This window comes from Aquiflexum sp. (genome assembly GCF_977115555.1).
In genome coordinates this window covers 1-1856 of the sequence record NZ_CDSBKL010000593.1, presented here as the reverse complement: position 1 = coordinate 1856, position 1856 = coordinate 1, and the positions used below count along the sequence as shown (strand labels likewise).

Sequence of the window (1856 nt, the reverse complement as noted above, 5' to 3'; positions counted from 1 at the left end):
TCACTCGCCTATTTGGTAAACTCGGTTACCTTTTTGCTAAACTAGTTCACCTCGGAGGTGAACTCACTGACCTTTTTGCTGAACTGGTTCGCCTCAGAGGTGAACTCACTCGCCTTTTTGGTGAACTGATTGGCTTCAGAAGTGGGTCAAATGAATTAAAGGACTATAGCTTTTCGCAAATTCCCTACCTGTATCCTTTTTTCATCTCTTTTCTGATCTCCTTGGCCTCATCCAACTTGTCAAAAAACCAGGCACGCGTTTCCAAAAACTCTTTTTTATATTGGTCTCCATGGGTTTTTTGGAGCTTTCTCCATGTTCGCTTCAATTGATAATACCCGACAAACCACGCAATCGCCATGGGTTTTCTGATATCGAGTAATTGGTGGAGTGGAAATGACCTGAGCTTTATCGGCAAAAACCTGGTTTTATCTCGGGCATTCCGGTCGTGAATCATCGCAGTGGCAATCTGAATCCCTATCTTGTAGCCAAAATACTGCGCCCGGGCGGCGAAGTTGTTGTCTTCACCGTAATGGAAAAAAGCAGGGTGAAACAAACCCGTTTTTCGGATCATTTCGGCACTGAGAAACCATGCCGCAGCCCCCACAAACTTTACCTCTATCACTTTGGCAGGACTTTCATTGCTTAGTTCCTTTATGGCCATACCCGGGTCGGGAGAATAATGCTTCGCAACCTGCCCCTTGAATACCGGATCGAAATCGAGTCCCGAACTGTCCAACTGTACAGGGCTTAGGATGCCATATTGTGGATTTTCCAAGGCTGTGGACAATAACTTAGCGATACAATCCTGCTGCACATAAGCATCTTGGTTCAATAGAAAAATATGGGAATATCCAAGATCCAAAGCCTTTTGGATTCCGATGTTATTGGCCCCTCCAAATCCAAGATTGGAGCTTAATTGTATGAATTCAATTTTTTCAAGAAAAGGACGGATGATTTCAAGCGTATCGTCAGTGGAATTGTTGTCCAAAAGAATGATATCCGAACTTACCGTGCTTTGGAACAAATGCTCCAAACACTTTTTTATCCACCGGGATCCATTATATGTCACGATAATAGTTGCTATCCTCGTCATTGAATTTCGTGTTGATAAGCGTTGCCTTCCATTTAGATCTTATGACTATCCTGCAAAGGTCTACATCGATCTCACAAATAGAAATATATCCAAGGGAAATATACATTGTGAAAATCAAAGAATGCGAAAAGATTGATGGGAATAGATGAAATTCCCCTTACAAAGTCCTTTTTGGTTTTGTTTGGCAAAGGTGGCGAGAGTTGAAAGACACAGCTTTCTGCGAATCAGAAATTACCATTCGATTTCTTTGAAACCTGCCTTATTTGAGTGAAAAGAAAGCTTCCCTTACCCGACTTTTGAGATATATCCGGTAAATCGAGTGTATGTTAATATCACTTAAGAAAAAGGATTACTGGTTCATTCGCTTGTTGTTCCATTTTTGTAAAAGGTCTGAAATCAAGCCGATTAAACCTGAAAAGTATCGGTTTTTAAAAAATCGTTCTAATCTTATCCCATACTCTTGCATGACTGGAAAAATTTATTGAAATTCCTGCTATAACCATAAAACCCTTACTATGAAAAAATCTTTTTTACTTCCGACTTTGGCCATTCTCGGCCTGTTGTTTATCCAAGGTACTTCCAAAACCGATGCGGTATCAGAATACGAACTGCATGCCATCGCTCCTGACATGCCCGCCAATGTCAAGGCAGTGGTAGAACAAAAGTGCTACGGCTGTCATAATGCCGAATCCAAAAACGAAAAAGGAAAAGCAAAGCTGGATTGGGATGCTTTTGAGGCAACCAAGAAGTCCAAGCAACTCGC

1 protein-coding gene and 1 pseudogene are annotated in these 1856 nt (G+C 41.5%); one reads left to right on the top strand and one right to left on the bottom strand.

The window, feature by feature from the left end; translation table 11 throughout:
• Window positions 1–184: 184 nt before the first annotated feature.
• Window positions 185–1093 (bottom strand): glycosyltransferase family 2 protein, encoded by a 909-nt coding sequence (locus ACZFYI_RS19895; protein WP_462525862.1) that lies wholly within the window; start codon window positions 1091–1093, stop codon window positions 185–187.
• 515 nt (window positions 1094–1608) lie between these two features.
• On the opposite strand from ACZFYI_RS19895, the pseudogene ACZFYI_RS19890 reads away from it, so the two are divergent.
• Window positions 1609–1856 (top strand): annotated as a pseudogene (locus tag ACZFYI_RS19890) (heme-binding domain-containing protein); the annotation flags it as partial.